This window comes from Curtobacterium sp. L6-1 (assembly GCF_018885305.1).
Classification (GTDB): domain Bacteria; phylum Actinomycetota; class Actinomycetes; order Actinomycetales; family Microbacteriaceae; genus Curtobacterium; species Curtobacterium aetherium.
In genome coordinates, this window is sequence record NZ_CP076544.1 from 1 (window position 1) to 16984 (window position 16984).

The window sequence follows — 16984 nt, forward strand, 5'->3', positions numbered from 1 at the left end:
CGACAGCCTCTCTGGCGAAGCACCTGGTGGTGTGGAGTGGGGAGTGCGTCTGGTCCTTGAGAACTCAACAGCGTGCACATTGTCAATGCCAATTTATTGACCTCGTCGCTCATCGCCTTCGTGGTGGTGGGTGTCGGAGACAATTCCTTTTGGATTGAAGATTGTCAGTAGACAGTCAACAGTCAAGATCAACTCGCTGACGCTTTCGGGTGTTGGTTGTAATTTTTTACGGAGAGTTTGATCCTGGCTCAGGACGAACGCTGGCGGCGTGCTTAACACATGCAAGTCGAACGATGATGCCCAGCTTGCTGGGTTGATTAGTGGCGAACGGGTGAGTAACACGTGAGTAACCTGCCCCTGACTCTGGGATAAGCGTTGGAAACGACGTCTAATACTGGATATGATCACTGGTCGCATGGCCTGGTGGTGGAAAGATTTTTTGGTTGGGGATGGACTCGCGGCCTATCAGCTTGTTGGTGAGGTAATGGCTCACCAAGGCGACGACGGGTAGCCGGCCTGAGAGGGTGACCGGCCACACTGGGACTGAGACACGGCCCAGACTCCTACGGGAGGCAGCAGTGGGGAATATTGCACAATGGGCGAAAGCCTGATGCAGCAACGCCGCGTGAGGGATGACGGCCTTCGGGTTGTAAACCTCTTTTAGTAGGGAAGAAGCGAAAGTGACGGTACCTGCAGAAAAAGCACCGGCTAACTACGTGCCAGCAGCCGCGGTAATACGTAGGGTGCAAGCGTTGTCCGGAATTATTGGGCGTAAAGAGCTCGTAGGCGGTTTGTCGCGTCTGCTGTGAAATCCCGAGGCTCAACCTCGGGCTTGCAGTGGGTACGGGCAGACTAGAGTGCGGTAGGGGAGATTGGAATTCCTGGTGTAGCGGTGGAATGCGCAGATATCAGGAGGAACACCGATGGCGAAGGCAGATCTCTGGGCCGTAACTGACGCTGAGGAGCGAAAGCATGGGGAGCGAACAGGATTAGATACCCTGGTAGTCCGTGCCGTAAACGTTGGGCGCTAGATGTAGGGACCTTTCCACGGTTTCTGTGTCGTAGCTAACGCATTAAGCGCCCCGCCTGGGGAGTACGGCCGCAAGGCTAAAACTCAAAGGAATTGACGGGGGCCCGCACAAGCGGCGGAGCATGCGGATTAATTCGATGCAACGCGAAGAACCTTACCAAGGCTTGACATACACCGGAAACGGCCAGAGATGGTCGCCCCCTTGTGGTCGGTGTACAGGTGGTGCATGGTTGTCGTCAGCTCGTGTCGTGAGATGTTGGGTTAAGTCCCGCAACGAGCGCAACCCTCGTTCTATGTTGCCAGCGGGTTATGCCGGGGACTCATAGGAGACTGCCGGGGTCAACTCGGAGGAAGGTGGGGATGACGTCAAATCATCATGCCCCTTATGTCTTGGGCTTCACGCATGCTACAATGGCCGGTACAAAGGGCTGCGATACCGTAAGGTGGAGCGAATCCCAAAAAGCCGGTCTCAGTTCGGATTGAGGTCTGCAACTCGACCTCATGAAGTCGGAGTCGCTAGTAATCGCAGATCAGCAACGCTGCGGTGAATACGTTCCCGGGCCTTGTACACACCGCCCGTCAAGTCATGAAAGTCGGTAACACCCGAAGCCGGTGGCCTAACCCTTGTGGAAGGAGCCGTCGAAGGTGGGATCGGTGATTAGGACTAAGTCGTAACAAGGTAGCCGTACCGGAAGGTGCGGCTGGATCACCTCCTTTCTAAGGAGCATCTGGTTCCAGGTTGTGTTCGTTTGAGCATAATTTGGGGTCCAGGCGCCCGATTCGGACCGAACGTGTCCGACGGGTAGCTCATGGGTGGAACATTGACAGTGCAGTCGGGAGCGCGTCTCCCGGTCTCAGTACGCTCTGCTTGCAGGGTTGGAACGGGTCGGGTGGGAGCGGGTCGGCTGGTGCACGTTGTTGGGTCCTGAGGGACCAGGCTTCCTGCCAGGGTGTGTCTTCGGATGTGCTGGTGGTGGGGGTTGGGCCTGCGGGTCCTTCGTTGGGCTGCATGAAGCGAACCTGTTGGGTTCGGGGAGTGTGGTGCCGATCGTATGTTGAGAACTACACAGTGGACGCGAGCATCTTTAGATTCGCGTCATCAGCATGGGCTGCTCCTTGTGGGTGGTGTTGTGTTGTGGCGTTGGATCGCAATTTTAATCTTTGTGGTCAAGTTTCTAAGAGCAAACGGTGGATGCCTTGGCATCTGGAGCCGAAGAAGGACGTAGAAATCTGCGATAAGCCTCGGGGAGCTGATAATCGAGCTGTGATCCGAGGATTTCCGAATGGGGAAACCCCGCCAGGCGACTTGTCGACCTGGTGACTCCCGCCTGAATATATAGGGCGGGTAGAGGGAACGTGGGGAAGTGAAACATCTCAGTACCCACAGGAAGAGAAAACAACATGTGATTCCGTGAGTAGTGGCGAGCGAAAACGGATGAGGCTAAACCGATCATGTGTGATAGCCGGCGGGCGTTGCATGGTCGGGGTTGTGGGACACGTCGCTCAGTTCTGCCGGACTGGGACGGTTACAGCGCATCATAGTCGAACCGGTTTGAAAGCCGGGCCGTAGTGGGTGCCAGCCCCGTAGACGAAATGGTGTTATGGCCGGATGTGTATCCCAAGTAGCACGGGGCCCGAGAAATCCCGTGTGAATCTGTCAGGACCACCTGATAAGCCTAAATACTCCCAGATGACCGATAGCGGACAAGTACCGTGAGGGAAAGGTGAAAAGTACCCCGGGAGGGGAGTGAAATAGTACCTGAAACCGTTTGCTTACAAACCGTCGGAGCCTCCTTTGTAGGGGTGACGGCGTGCCTTTTGAAGAATGAGCCTGCGAGTTAGCGATATGTGGCGAGGTTAACCCGTGTGGGGTAGCCGTAGCGAAAGCGAGTCTGAATAGGGCGATTCAGTCGCATGTCCTAGACCCGAAGCGAAGTGATCTATCCATGGCCAGGTTGAAGCGACGGTAAGACGTCGTGGAGGACCGAACCCACTTCAGTTGAAAATGGAGGGGATGAGCTGTGGATAGGGGTGAAAGGCCAATCAAACTTCGTGATAGCTGGTTCTCTCCGAAATGCATTTAGGTGCAGCGTTGCGTGTTTCTCGCCGGAGGTAGAGCTACTGGATGGCCGATGGGCCTCAACAGGTTACTGACGTCAGCCAAACTCCGAATGCCGGTGAGTGAGAGCGCAGCAGTGAGACGGTGGGGGATAAGCTTCATCGTCGAGAGGGAAACAACCCAGACTACCAACTAAGGCCCCTAAGCGTGTGCTAAGTGGGAAAGGATGTGGAGTTGCACAGACAACCAGGAGGTTGGCTTAGAAGCAGCCACCCTTGAAAGAGTGCGTAATAGCTCACTGGTCAAGTGATTCCGCGCCGACAATGTAACGGGGCTCAAGCACACCGCCGAAGTTGTAGATTTCGCACACTCGACAAGCCTTCGTGGTTCAGTCGTGCGGAGTGGTAGGAGAGCGTCGTGTGGCGAGTGAAGCGGCGGAGTGATCCAGCCGTGGACGCTACACGAGTGAGAATGCAGGCATGAGTAGCGAAAGACGGGTGAGAAACCCGTCCTCCGAAAGACCAAGGGTTCCAGGGCCAGGTTAATCCGCCCTGGGTAAGTCGGGACCTAAGGCGAGGCCGACAGGCGTAGTCGATGGACAACGGGTTGATATTCCCGTACCGGCGAACAACCGCCCAAGCTAATCCAGTGGTGCTAAGAGTCCTAACCCGGCACATCCGGATCCCTTCGGGGTGATGGTGGCCGGTCTAACGCTCGACCCCATGCTGGTGCGGTTAGCGTATGAACAGGTGTGACGCAGGAAGGTAGCTGAGCCAGGCGATGGTATCCGTAAGGTGAACCTGGTGTAAGGATGTAGGGCTGACGATAGGCAAATCCGTCGTCTGTGTGCCTGAGATCCGACGCGTACCCGTAAGGGGAAATCAGTGATCCTATGCTGCCGAGAAAAGCATCGACGCGAGGTTGCAGCCGCCCGTACCCGAAACCGACTCAGGTGGTCAGGTAGAGAATACCAAGGAGATCGAGATAATCGTGGTTAAGGAACTCGGCAAAATGCCCCCGTAACTTCGGGAGAAGGGGGGCCGGACACGTGACCGGATTTACTCCGTGAGCGTTGAAGGCCGCAGAGACCAGTGGGAAGCGACTGTTTACTAAAAACACAGGTCCGTGCGAAGTCGCAAGACGATGTATACGGACTGACGCCTGCCCGGTGCTGGAAGGTTAAGAGGAAGGGTCAGCCTCACGGCGAAGCTCTGAATTTAAGCCCCAGTAAACGGCGGTGGTAACTATAACCATCCTAAGGTAGCGAAATTCCTTGTCGGGTAAGTTCCGACCTGCACGAATGGCGTAACGACTTCCCAGCTGTCTCAACCGCGAACTCGGCGAAATTGCACTACGAGTAAAGATGCTCGTTACGCGCAGCAGGACGGAAAGACCCCGTGACCTTTACTACAGTTTGGTATTGGTGTTCGGAGTGGCTTGTGTAGGATAGGTGGGAGACTGTGAAGCGGGCACGCTAGTGTTCGTGGAGTCATTGTTGAAATACCACTCTGGTCACTTTGGATGTCTAACGTAGGACCCTGATCGGGTTCATGGACAGTGCCTGATGGGTAGTTTAACTGGGGCGGTTGCCTCCCAAAGAGTAACGGAGGCGCCCAAAGGTTCCCTCAACCTGGTTGGCAATCAGGTGGCGAGTGTAAGTGCACAAGGGAGCTTGACTGTGAGACTGACAGGTCGAGCAGGGACGAAAGTCGGGACTAGTGATCCGGCAGTGGCTTGTGGAAGCGCTGTCGCTCAACGGATAAAAGGTACCTCGGGGATAACAGGCTGATCTTGCCCAAGAGTCCATATCGACGGCATGGTTTGGCACCTCGATGTCGGCTCGTCGCATCCTGGGGCTGGAGTAGGTCCCAAGGGTTGGGCTGTTCGCCCATTAAAGCGGTACGCGAGCTGGGTTTAGAACGTCGTGAGACAGTTCGGTCCCTATCCGCTGCGCGCGTTGGAAATTTGAGAAGATCTATCCCTAGTACGAGAGGACCGGGATGGACGAACCTCTGGTGTGTCAGTTGTTCTGCCAAGGGCACCGCTGATTAGCTACGTTCGGACCGGATAACCGCTGAAAGCATCTAAGCGGGAAGCCGTCTTCGAGATGAGATTTCCATGCACCTTGAGTGTGAGAGGCTCCCAGCAGACTACTGGGTTGATAGGCCGGATGTGGAAGCGGGGACTAACGACCCGTGGAGCTGACCGGTACTAATAAGCCGAAGACTTGACACACACTTTTTTCCCAACACCTTTCGGGGTGTTGGGGCTCGCGTCCACTTTGTGGTTCCCGACAGATGATCGGGAACAACTGAAACTGAACACCGCGCATGCGCGGAACACGTTTCAACGCTTCCCTAGAGGAGTGTCGAAATTGTTCCGGTGGTCATAGCGAGAGGGAAACGCCCGGTCACATTCCGAACCCGGAAGCTAAGCCTCTCAGCGCCGATGGTACTGCAAGGGGGACCTTGTGGGAGAGTAGGACGCCGCCGGACTTACCTTGAACAGAAGAGCCCCTGGTCAGGGGAGCAGCAATGCTCCCTTCGACCAGGGGCTCTTCTGCATTCCCAGGGGAGATTTCGATCTGCTCCGTGGCGGAGTTCCCGTCTACGTGCAGAGGCGAGCCGCTCCCGCTGAGGCAGGACCCGAGCTGTCCAATCGGCGGCGAGACGGCGCCCGCACGACGAGACATGTGGGGCTCCGGCGAAACGGCCGGCGGTACTTGCCCGGGCTTCCGTGGGGAGCGCGACTCAAGCTGGCTGTCGCAAGCAGCTGGCTCTTAGCTCAACGTTGTTGACGTCGTGCAGTTGACGCTGGTGTCGGCTGGGCCGATTCCCTTCGTCGATTCCGGACGAGCGTTGTTTCGGCATTCGTGAAGGGCACTCCAGCATCGATGTCAGAAGTGCCGAAGATGTTTCGTGCGGTGATCGCGCCGTGATGTTCGCTGACGTCGACACCGTTCGGCTCCGTCATCGCCGGGGACGCGTTGGGCGGTGACTCCGGTGGTCCTTGCCCGAGCGACATCGCCGGCGGGTGGTCGGCGCCGGTGCAGAGACGCCGTGCCGCCTTCGAGGCGATTGCCATCCGAGTCGGACGGTCTTGCCGGCAGGACCTTCCCGTTGTGTCGGGCGGTCCTGCCGGCAGGACCTTCCCGTTGTGTCGGGCGGACCCGCTGTGAGCGCCCGCGTGTGGAGGCCGTCGCGCGATGTCGGTCGGAAACAGTCTGCCTGCCGGTGAACGATGACGTTCGGAGGGCCGGCGGTGCTGCCTCGGTGAGTGGTGCGCTGGTCTGCGACAGAGCGGCTCTCTCCAGTGACGTCCTCGGCGGCGGACGGGTCGACCGGGGCTCGGCGGCAAAGTGCCGCTCGTCGCCGGCGAACGGCGGGCTTCCACCCCGAGCGGTACTGACCAGCGGTCGTGCGTTCCTCGCTCGAGGGGGAGCTCGTCTTCCGTGATCGTGGAGGCGGGACGAAGTGCAGCGGACCTCGCGTCTGACCTCCGGGTCGTGCGGAGTTGTGTGCTGGTCGGCACGGTGTGCGGATCGGGAGCTGCAGTCGCGCGACCAGGGTCGCCATGGGGGAGTTCGGTCTGGCGACACGTCGCTCGTGGTCGCGCCTCGGGTCGGAGGGGCGCCGGCCGGACGGGAGCAGTTCGCCCCCCTGCAGGGTGAGGGCGAGGTCCCGCGCGTCGGCCGGTGTCGGAGGATCGATGCGGTCATGTGACCTCCATCGCGATCGTCCAGTGGGGAGCGAGTTGGCCGGCCGCATCAGGGACGGCCTGACGACAAGGCACTGAGACGAGGGGGTGGCATCCTCGCCCTGGAGCCCTGGAGCCCTGGAGCCCTGGAGCCCTGGAGCCCTGGAGCCCTGGAGCCCTGGAGCCCTGGAGCCCTGGAGCCCTGGAGCCCTGGAGCCCTGGAGCCCTGGAGCCTTGGAGCCTTGGAGCCTTGGAGCCTTGGAGCCTTGGAGCCTTGGAGCCTTGGAGCCTTGGAGCCTTGGAGCCTTGGAGCCTTGGAGCCTTGGAGCCTTGGAGCCTTGGAGCCTTGGAGCCTTGGAGCCTTGGCGCCTTGGAGCCCTGGCGCCTTGGAGCCCTGGCGCCTTGGCGCCTTGGAGCCCTGGCGCCTTGGCGCCTTGGAGCCCTGGAGCCCTGGAGCCGTGGAGCCCTGGAGCCGTGGAGCCGTGGAGCCGGAGGCAATGAGCTGAGCGGCGAGTCCACGAACTCTGCCGTGCCGAACGCGATGCTCGAGTGAGCCGGCGTGGGTCGTGCAGCTGCACGACGTCGTACGCGGAGGAGGCGCAGAGATGTGATGGGCCTACGGGCCTGGTCTGGAGCACGGAAGTGCGATCGTCGCCGTGAGCCGTGAGCCGTGAGCCGTGGGTCGTGGGTCGTGGGTCGTGGGTCGTGGGTCGTGGGTCGTGGGTCGTGGGCCGTGAGCCGGTGGTGTTGCATGGTGCGACACGCCCGGGATGTGGGCTGGCTTGGTGGTGTCGGTGGGGCGTGCGTAAAGTAATCCCTCGTCACCCCAAAGGTGCGGCGGAGCGGCTGGTGCGAAGAGCCCAGAGCCTGTCGGCCTCAAGCGGGACCATCCTCCACTGGAGTTCGGATCTGGCCTTGTGCTGGTTCGCTTCGACGCTTAGGATGACTACTCCACCGGTTCTCTCCTTCGGGATGAGCCACTGGATCTGACTGCACTGTTGTGTGTTGGCGGGTTCGACGATGATCGGTGGGTCGAGAACGACAGCCTCTCTGGCGAAGCACCTGGTGGTGTGGAGTGGGGAGTGCGTCTGGTCCTTGAGAACTCAACAGCGTGCACATTGTCAATGCCAATTTATTGACCTCGTCGCTCATCGCCTTCGTGGTGGTGGGTGTCGGAGACAATTCCTTTTGGATTGAAGATTGTCAGTAGACAGTCAACAGTCAAGATCAACTCGCTGACGCTTTCGGGTGTTGGGTGTAATTTTTTACGGAGAGTTTGATCCTGGCTCAGGACGAACGCTGGCGGCGTGCTTAACACATGCAAGTCGAACGATGATGCCCAGCTTGCTGGGTTGATTAGTGGCGAACGGGTGAGTAACACGTGAGTAACCTGCCCCTGACTCTGGGATAAGCGTTGGAAACGACGTCTAATACTGGATATGATCACTGGTCGCATGGCCTGGTGGTGGAAAGATTTTTTGGTTGGGGATGGACTCGCGGCCTATCAGCTTGTTGGTGAGGTAATGGCTCACCAAGGCGACGACGGGTAGCCGGCCTGAGAGGGTGACCGGCCACACTGGGACTGAGACACGGCCCAGACTCCTACGGGAGGCAGCAGTGGGGAATATTGCACAATGGGCGAAAGCCTGATGCAGCAACGCCGCGTGAGGGATGACGGCCTTCGGGTTGTAAACCTCTTTTAGTAGGGAAGAAGCGAAAGTGACGGTACCTGCAGAAAAAGCACCGGCTAACTACGTGCCAGCAGCCGCGGTAATACGTAGGGTGCAAGCGTTGTCCGGAATTATTGGGCGTAAAGAGCTCGTAGGCGGTTTGTCGCGTCTGCTGTGAAATCCCGAGGCTCAACCTCGGGCTTGCAGTGGGTACGGGCAGACTAGAGTGCGGTAGGGGAGATTGGAATTCCTGGTGTAGCGGTGGAATGCGCAGATATCAGGAGGAACACCGATGGCGAAGGCAGATCTCTGGGCCGTAACTGACGCTGAGGAGCGAAAGCATGGGGAGCGAACAGGATTAGATACCCTGGTAGTCCATGCCGTAAACGTTGGGCGCTAGATGTAGGGACCTTTCCACGGTTTCTGTGTCGTAGCTAACGCATTAAGCGCCCCGCCTGGGGAGTACGGCCGCAAGGCTAAAACTCAAAGGAATTGACGGGGGCCCGCACAAGCGGCGGAGCATGCGGATTAATTCGATGCAACGCGAAGAACCTTACCAAGGCTTGACATACACCGGAAACGGCCAGAGATGGTCGCCCCCTTGTGGTCGGTGTACAGGTGGTGCATGGTTGTCGTCAGCTCGTGTCGTGAGATGTTGGGTTAAGTCCCGCAACGAGCGCAACCCTCGTTCTATGTTGCCAGCGGGTTATGCCGGGGACTCATAGGAGACTGCCGGGGTCAACTCGGAGGAAGGTGGGGATGACGTCAAATCATCATGCCCCTTATGTCTTGGGCTTCACGCATGCTACAATGGCCGGTACAAAGGGCTGCGATACCGTAAGGTGGAGCGAATCCCAAAAAGCCGGTCTCAGTTCGGATTGAGGTCTGCAACTCGACCTCATGAAGTCGGAGTCGCTAGTAATCGCAGATCAGCAACGCTGCGGTGAATACGTTCCCGGGCCTTGTACACACCGCCCGTCAAGTCATGAAAGTCGGTAACACCCGAAGCCGGTGGCCTAACCCTTGTGGAAGGAGCCGTCGAAGGTGGGATCGGTGATTAGGACTAAGTCGTAACAAGGTAGCCGTACCGGAAGGTGCGGCTGGATCACCTCCTTTCTAAGGAGCATCTGGTTCCAGGTTGTGTTCGTTTGAGCATAATTTGGGGTCCAGGCGCCCGATTCGGACCGAACGTGTCCGACGGGTAGCTCATGGGTGGAACATTGACAGTGCAGTCGGGAGCGCGTCTCCCGGTCTCAGTACGCTCTGCTTGCAGGGTTGGAACGGGTCGGGTGGGAGCGGGTCGGCTGGTGCACGTTGTTGGGTCCTGAGGGACCAGGCTTCCTGCCAGGGTGTGTCTTCGGATGTGCTGGTGGTGGGGGTTGGGCCTGCGGGTCCTTCGTTGGGCTGCATGAAGCGAACCTGTTGGGTTCGGGGAGTGTGGTGCCGATCGTATGTTGAGAACTACACAGTGGACGCGAGCATCTTTAGATTCGCGTCATCAGCATGGGCTGCTCCTTGTGGGTGGTGTTGTGTTGTGGCGTTGGATCGCAATTTTAATCTTTGTGGTCAAGTTTCTAAGAGCAAACGGTGGATGCCTTGGCATCTGGAGCCGAAGAAGGACGTAGAAATCTGCGATAAGCCTCGGGGAGCTGATAATCGAGCTGTGATCCGAGGATTTCCGAATGGGGAAACCCCGCCAGGCGACTTGTCGACCTGGTGACTCCCGCCTGAATATATAGGGCGGGTAGAGGGAACGTGGGGAAGTGAAACATCTCAGTACCCACAGGAAGAGAAAACAACATGTGATTCCGTGAGTAGTGGCGAGCGAAAACGGATGAGGCTAAACCGATCATGTGTGATAGCCGGCGGGCGTTGCATGGTCGGGGTTGTGGGACACGTCGCTCAGTTCTGCCGGACTGGGACGGTTACAGCGCATCATAGTCGAACCGGTTTGAAAGCCGGGCCGTAGTGGGTGCCAGCCCCGTAGACGAAATGGTGTTATGGCCGGATGTGTATCCCAAGTAGCACGGGGCCCGAGAAATCCCGTGTGAATCTGTCAGGACCACCTGATAAGCCTAAATACTCCCAGATGACCGATAGCGGACAAGTACCGTGAGGGAAAGGTGAAAAGTACCCGGGAGGGGAGTGAAATAGTACCTGAAACCGTTTGCTTACAAACCGTCGGAGCCTCCTTTGTAGGGGTGACGGCGTGCCTTTTGAAGAATGAGCCTGCGAGTTAGCGATATGTGGCGAGGTTAACCCGTGTGGGGTAGCCGTAGCGAAAGCGAGTCTGAATAGGGCGATTCAGTCGCATGTCCTAGACCCGAAGCGAAGTGATCTATCCATGGCCAGGTTGAAGCGACGGTAAGACGTCGTGGAGGACCGAACCCACTTCAGTTGAAAATGGAGGGGATGAGCTGTGGATAGGGGTGAAAGGCCAATCAAACTTCGTGATAGCTGGTTCTCTCCGAAATGCATTTAGGTGCAGCGTTGCGTGTTTCTCGCCGGAGGTAGAGCTACTGGATGGCCGATGGGCCTCAACAGGTTACTGACGTCAGCCAAACTCCGAATGCCGGTGAGTGAGAGCGCAGCAGTGAGACGGTGGGGGATAAGCTTCATCGTCGAGAGGGAAACAACCCAGACTACCAACTAAGGCCCCTAAGCGTGTGCTAAGTGGGAAAGGATGTGGAGTTGCACAGACAACCAGGAGGTTGGCTTAGAAGCAGCCACCCTTGAAAGAGTGCGTAATAGCTCACTGGTCAAGTGATTCCGCGCCGACAATGTAACGGGGCTCAAGCACACCGCCGAAGTTGTAGATTTCGCACACTCGACAAGCCTTCGTGGTTCAGTCGTGCGGAGTGGTAGGAGAGCGTCGTGTGGCGAGTGAAGCGGCGGAGTGATCCAGCCGTGGACGCTACACGAGTGAGAATGCAGGCATGAGTAGCGAAAGACGGGTGAGAAACCCGTCCTCCGAAAGACCAAGGGTTCCAGGGCCAGGTTAATCCGCCCTGGGTAAGTCGGGACCTAAGGCGAGGCCGACAGGCGTAGTCGATGGACAACGGGTTGATATTCCCGTACCGGCGAACAACCGCCCAAGCTAATCCAGTGGTGCTAAGAGTCCTAACCCGGCACATCCGGATCCCTTCGGGGTGATGGTGGCCGGTCTAACGCTCGACCCCATGCTGGTGCGGTTAGCGTATGAACAGGTGTGACGCAGGAAGGTAGCTGAGCCAGGCGATGGTATCCGTAAGGTGAACCTGGTGTAAGGATGTAGGGCTGACGATAGGCAAATCCGTCGTCTGTGTGCCTGAGATCCGACGCGTACCCGTAAGGGGAAATCAGTGATCCTATGCTGCCGAGAAAAGCATCGACGCGAGGTTGCAGCCGCCCGTACCCGAAACCGACTCAGGTGGTCAGGTAGAGAATACCAAGGAGATCGAGATAATCGTGGTTAAGGAACTCGGCAAAATGCCCCCGTAACTTCGGGAGAAGGGGGGCCGGACACGTGACCGGATTCACTCCGTGAGCGTTGAAGGCCGCAGAGACCAGTGGGAAGCGACTGTTTACTAAAAACACAGGTCCGTGCGAAGTCGCAAGACGATGTATACGGACTGACGCCTGCCCGGTGCTGGAAGGTTAAGAGGAAGGGTCAGCCTCACGGCGAAGCTCTGAATTTAAGCCCCAGTAAACGGCGGTGGTAACTATAACCATCCTAAGGTAGCGAAATTCCTTGTCGGGTAAGTTCCGACCTGCACGAATGGCGTAACGACTTCCCAGCTGTCTCAACCGCGAACTCGGCGAAATTGCACTACGAGTAAAGATGCTCGTTACGCGCAGCAGGACGGAAAGACCCCGTGACCTTTACTACAGTTTGGTATTGGTGTTCGGAGTGGCTTGTGTAGGATAGGTGGGAGACTGTGAAGCGGGCACGCTAGTGTTCGTGGAGTCGTTGTTGAAATACCACTCTGGTCACTTTGGATGTCTAACGTAGGACCCTGATCGGGTTCATGGACAGTGCCTGATGGGTAGTTTAACTGGGGCGGTTGCCTCCCAAAGAGTAACGGAGGCGCCCAAAGGTTCCCTCAACCTGGTTGGCAATCAGGTGGCGAGTGTAAGTGCACAAGGGAGCTTGACTGTGAGACTGACAGGTCGAGCAGGGACGAAAGTCGGGACTAGTGATCCGGCAGTGGCTTGTGGAAGCGCTGTCGCTCAACGGATAAAAGGTACCTCGGGGATAACAGGCTGATCTTGCCCAAGAGTCCATATCGACGGCATGGTTTGGCACCTCGATGTCGGCTCGTCGCATCCTGGGGCTGGAGTAGGTCCCAAGGGTTGGGCTGTTCGCCCATTAAAGCGGTACGCGAGCTGGGTTTAGAACGTCGTGAGACAGTTCGGTCCCTATCCGCTGCGCGCGTTGGAAATTTGAGAAGATCTATCCCTAGTACGAGAGGACCGGGATGGACGAACCTCTGGTGTGTCAGTTGTTCTGCCAAGGGCACCGCTGATTAGCTACGTTCGGACCGGATAACCGCTGAAAGCATCTAAGCGGGAAGCCGTCTTCGAGATGAGATTTCCATGCACCTTGAGTGTGAGAGGCTCCCAGCAGACTACTGGGTTGATAGGCCGGATGTGGAAGCGGGGACTAACGACCCGTGGAGCTGACCGGTACTAATAAGCCGAAGACTTGACACACACTTTTTTCCCAACACCTTTCGGGGTGTTGGGGCTCGCGTCCACTTTGTGGTTCCCGACAGATGATCGGGAACAACTGAAACTGAACACCGCGCATGCGCGGAACACGTTTCAACGCTTCCCTAGAGGAGTGTCGAAATTGTTCCGGTGGTCATAGCGAGAGGGAAACGCCCGGTCACATTCCGAACCCGGAAGCTAAGCCTCTCAGCGCCGATGGTACTGCAAGGGGGACCTTGTGGGAGAGTAGGACGCCGCCGGACTTCTTTTCAATGATGTGGCCATCGGCCCTCCATCGAGAGCAACAGCTCTCCGGAGGGTCGGTGGCCATTTCTGGTTTCCAGGGAGCGTTCGAGGTCGACTCAGCGCCGGGTTCGTGATGGACTTGGTGCGGGCCTCGCGCCCACCCTTCACACAACGACACAGCGGACGACCGTCGAGATTCGAGCGATCTCGACACGCAACGAGGAGCTACGGTGGCGAACGACGACGAACAGCGACGAGACGGGCGCGACGGAGACCGTCCAGACCGGCCTCGACGCGACGACGGCCCTCGGCGGGGCGGTTGGTCGTCCGGGCCTCGCGACTTCGAGCGGCGTGAGGGTCAGCGTGGCCGAGACGATCGGAGCGGCGGCAGTCGGCCCTACAGCGAGGGCTCCGACCGGCGTTCCGGTGGGCGTGACTTCCGCGAGGGCGGGGCGCGTTCCGATCGTCCCTCGTGGCGTTCCGACCGCGCGGCCAGCGATCGTCCGCGTCGTGATGGTGACCGGCCGTTCCGGGGCAGCGATGACCGGCCGCGTCGTGATGGTGACCGGCCGTTCCGGGGCAGTGATGACCGTCCGCGTCGTGATGGTGACCGGCCGTTCCGGGGGAACGATGACCGGCCGCGTCGTGATGGTGACCGGCCGTTCCGTGGGAACGATGACCGGCCGCGTCGTGATGGTGACCGGCCGTTCCGCGGGAACGATGACCGGCCGCGTCGTGATGGTGACCGGCCGTTCCGGGGCAGTGATGACCGTCCGCGTCGTGATGGTGACCGGCCGTTCCGGGGGAACGATGACCGTCCCCGTCGTGACGGTGACCGGCCGTTCCGCGGCAACAGTGGCGACCGGCCGTTCCGTGGGAACGACGACCGTCCGCGTCGTGATGGCGACCGGCCGTTCCGTGGGAACGATGACCGTCCCCGTCGTGATGGTGACCGGCCGTTCCGTGGGAACGATGACCGTCCGCGTCGTGATGGTGACCGGCCGTTCCGGGGGAACGATGACCGTCCCCGTCGTGACGGTGACCGGCCGTTCCGCGGCAACAGTGGCGACCGGCCGTTCCGTGGGAACGACGACCGTCCGCGTCGTGATGGCGACCGGCCGTTCCGTGGGAACGACGACCGTCCCCGTCGTGATGGTGACCGGCCGTTCCGCGGCAACAGCAGCGACCGTCCGTTCCGCGGGAACGACGACCGCTCTGGTCGCGACGGCGCCGACCGCAAGCGCTTCGGCGACGGCAGCCGTTCCGCCGGCGCACGCTTCGGCGAGGCAGCTCGTGACGACTGGGAGGACCGTGACCCGTACGGCACGCGGTCGATCCGCCCGCGGCATGACGACCCGGAGATCCCCGACGAGGTCGATGCGCGCGATCTACACCCGGCAGCGCGTGCCGAGCTGAAGACCCTCAGCAAGGACAACGCCGACTGGGTCGCACGTCACCTCGTGACCGCTGCACTGCTCGTGGACTCCGACCCGGAACTCGCGAACCAGCACGCGTTGAGCGCTGCCCGCCGAGCAGGACGGGTCGCGGTGGTCCGTGAGACCGCGGCGATCACCGCCTACCGGCTCGGGGACTTCGCGACCGCCCTGCGCGAACTGCGGACGTACCGCCGGATCTCCGGACGCAACGACCAGCTGCCGATGATGGTGGACTGCGAGCGTGGTCTCGGCCGACCGGAGCGAGCGCTGGAGCTGGGTCGTTCGGTCGACCGTGCCGCCCTCGAGACCCCCGTGCAGGTGGAACTCGCGATCGCGATGTCCGGAGCGCGGCTCGACCTCGGGAACTCCACAGCTGCTCTCGGCGAACTGGAGATTCCACAGCTCGACCCCTCCACGGCGTACAGCTGGTCGCCGGCGCTCTACAGTGCTTACGCGGCCACGCTCGAGGAGCTCGGTCGCCAGGACGAAGCCGACGAATGGTGGGCTCGTGTCGACCGTGCGGCCGAGGCTCTCGCCGAGGCTGCTGAAGACGATGCTTGGGAGACAGTTGATGTGGTCGAGGAAGCGCTCGAAGACGACGAGTTCGACAACGGACTCGACGACGTCGACGACTCCGGGGACGACGAGCTCGACGCCGACGAGCTCGACGCCGACGAACCGGCAGCAGGGCACGTCAGCGAGCTCGGGGACGACGACGAACTCGACGCAGCGCCCGGGGACGAGCCCGGCGAGATCGACGACGACAACCCCCGCGACGTCGACGGCTCCGCAGCCGACTGACACCCCGAAGCCGCCGGTCGACGGCGTCGACGTGGTCCTGACGGACCTCGACGGCGTCGTCTACCGCGGCCGGAACGCCATCCCGTACGCCGTGGAGGCCCTCACACAGGCCGCCTCGTCGGCTCGGGTCGGCTACATCACCAACAACGCCTCCCGGCGCCCGGTCGACGTCGCAGAGCACCTCGAGCAGTACGGCCTCACGGTCGACGCCGACGACGTGGTGACCTCGTCGCAGGCTGGCGCGCGGTTGCTCACGACCCTGGTCCCGCAGGGGGCGACGGTGCTCGTGATCGGCGGGCTCGGTCTGACGTCGATCGTCGAGGAGGCCGGCTTCGTGGTCACCGCCAGCGCCGACGACAGCCCGGCGGCCGTCATCCAGGGGTTCTCTCCGGATCTCGGATGGGCGCAGTTGGCCGAGGCGTCGTTCGCCCTCGCCGACGCGAGTGTGCCGTGGGTCGCGACGAACATGGACTGGTCGATCCCGGTCGAGCGGGGGATCGCTCCGGGCAACGGGACGCTGGTCGCCGCTGTGCACCAGGCCGTCGGCAGGATGCCGGTGGTCGCCGGGAAGCCCGAGCGACCCATCTTCGACGCCGCCCTCGCGCGGTTCGGCGGAGAGCGTCCGCTGTTCATCGGTGACCGTCTCGACACCGACATCAAGGGCGCGAACGACGCAGGCATCCCGAGCGTCCTCGTGCTGACCGGCATCGACCAGCCGAAGCAGGTGCTCGCGGCAGACCAACGGTCCCGACCGGCCTACGTGCTGCGGGACCTCCGCGGGCTGCACGAGCCGTACCCGGTCACCATCCGCAGCGAGGACGCCGACGGCACTCGACGCGTCACCGTGGGGGAGTCGACGGTCTCGATGCGCGGGCACGTCGTCCGGGCGGAACGGGTCGGCGACGACGACCTCGACCTGCTCCGCGCCGGTGCCACGGCGATCTGGGATTCCGGGCTGGCCATCTACGGCCTCGACGTGGACCCGAAGCTGTACGGCGGCGAGTAGCGTGGCGGGCGTGGAAGAGGCCCCGCGTTCCGGTACGCCCGTACCGCGGAAACCAGGGTCGTTCCGACCGGTGCCGGGACCGCCGCGAGGGTCCACAGGGCTCGAGCGCGGAGATTCTGAGCGCCCAGTTCCCGAGCGCACAGATCTCGAGCGCCCAGTTCCCGAGCGGCCAGATCCCGAGGACAAGGCGTCCCGATCGACGCCCGTGCCGACCACGGTCGGACCGCCCATTCCCGGACCGACGGCAGCGGAGACCACCAGCCCAGGACCCGACGAGGGCCGGCCTTCGGCAGACGGGACCGGGGACGCTCAGCCTTCGGCGGACGGGACCGGGGAAGATGACCATGCACC

The 16984-nt window shown here is 60.4% G+C and carries 3 protein-coding genes and 6 rRNA genes; 8 read left to right on the plus strand and 1 reads right to left on the minus strand.

All coding sequences use genetic code 11. From position 1 onward, the window contains the following. Window positions 1–225: 225 nt before the first annotated feature. The 6 genes from KM842_RS00005 to rrf (KM842_RS00030) all read left to right on the plus strand — a co-directional run bounded on the left by KM842_RS00005 (window position 226) and on the right by rrf (KM842_RS00030) (window position 13407). A 16S ribosomal RNA gene (locus tag KM842_RS00005) occupies window positions 226–1747 on the plus strand. Between the two features lie 448 nt (window positions 1748–2195). Next, a 23S ribosomal RNA gene (locus tag KM842_RS00010) occupies window positions 2196–5324 on the plus strand. A 143-nt stretch (window positions 5325–5467) separates the two neighbouring features. Beyond that, window positions 5468–5584 (plus strand): 5S ribosomal RNA (gene rrf / locus KM842_RS00015). The 16S, 23S and 5S rRNA genes sit together here, the layout of an rRNA operon. A gap of 2465 nt (window positions 5585–8049) precedes the next feature. Then, window positions 8050–9571: ribosomal RNA gene (locus KM842_RS00020) — 16S ribosomal RNA — on the plus strand. A gap of 448 nt (window positions 9572–10019) precedes the next feature. Beyond that, window positions 10020–13147: ribosomal RNA gene (locus KM842_RS00025) — 23S ribosomal RNA — on the plus strand. A gap of 143 nt (window positions 13148–13290) precedes the next feature. After that, a 5S ribosomal RNA gene (rrf, locus tag KM842_RS00030) occupies window positions 13291–13407 on the plus strand. A gap of 147 nt (window positions 13408–13554) precedes the next feature. Here the strand turns inward: rrf (KM842_RS00030) and KM842_RS00035 are convergent. Beyond that, window positions 13555–14739 (minus strand): hypothetical protein, encoded by a 1185-nt coding sequence (locus tag KM842_RS00035; protein WP_216259818.1) that lies wholly within the window; start codon window positions 14737–14739, stop codon window positions 13555–13557. A gap of 111 nt (window positions 14740–14850) precedes the next feature. Here KM842_RS00035 and KM842_RS15765 point away from each other — a divergent pair, with 111 nt between their 5' ends. Both KM842_RS15765 and KM842_RS00040 read left to right on the plus strand, forming a co-directional pair. Continuing rightward, window positions 14851–15627 (plus strand): tetratricopeptide repeat protein, encoded by a 777-nt coding sequence (locus KM842_RS15765; protein ID WP_253206165.1) that lies wholly within the window; start codon window positions 14851–14853, stop codon window positions 15625–15627. A gap of 31 nt (window positions 15628–15658) precedes the next feature. After that, window positions 15659–16633, plus strand: coding sequence for an HAD-IIA family hydrolase (locus KM842_RS00040; RefSeq protein WP_253206166.1), 975 nt, complete (start codon window positions 15659–15661; stop codon window positions 16631–16633). The last annotated feature ends 351 nt before the right edge of the window (window positions 16634–16984 follow it).

Excerpts from the sequence above, each read along its gene's own strand:
- KM842_RS00035 (WP_216259818.1), bottom strand. The coding sequence starts at position 14,739 with ATGCCGCGGGCGGATCGACCGCGTGCCGTACGGGTCACGGTCCTCCCA.